We start from the raw sequence: 509 nt of genomic DNA, 5'->3' as shown, positions 1-509 counted from the left end.
CAGACCATTCATACAAAAGTGAAACGCGGGACAGTTACTCAGAAACGCAAACAATCTGTAAACGGAAAGACTTATCTCTACTTCAGGGATGTCTATAGTGCTGCTGCGGGACAAGCGGCGTATGACCCCTTGCATGAGGGAACGGGACGACAACCTAAGTGGGTCAATAGTAAGGACTTTATCGATTGGGCGGATGAAAGGCTACTCAGTGAGAGGTGGAGCCCTGATGCGGTTGTTGGTTACGCTGAACGTCATAAATTGTTCTGTGAAGACTTGATCCCTTGCACAAAAACGCTTTATAACTGGATCAATGCGGGTCTCATGCGAACGAAGAACATTGATTTACCTGAAAAGGTATCACGCAAACCGCACAAGGCTTTTGAACCTGGACCCAGACGCCGCAAAATCCTGGGCAAATCGGTTGAAGAACGCCCCCAGAAAGTGGAAGACCGTGAGGAATGGGGACACTGGGAAATCGATACTGTGGTAGGTCCGCATGGTGAAGAGGA

The 509-nt window shown here is 48.7% G+C and carries 1 protein-coding gene; it reads left to right on the top strand.

What is annotated here, in order from left to right; translation table 11 throughout:
- Nucleotides 1-509: IS30 family transposase (locus tag ACQV2X_RS08785; protein WP_428894435.1), on the top strand; the 509-nt coding region annotated here is incomplete at both ends.

The organism is Facklamia sp. P12945, from assembly GCF_050409485.1.
In the GTDB taxonomy this organism is placed as follows: Bacteria; Bacillota; Bacilli; order Lactobacillales; family Aerococcaceae; genus Facklamia.
The sequence above is the reverse complement of the archived record's forward strand: the minus strand, read 5'-3'. Positions and strand labels throughout refer to the sequence as shown.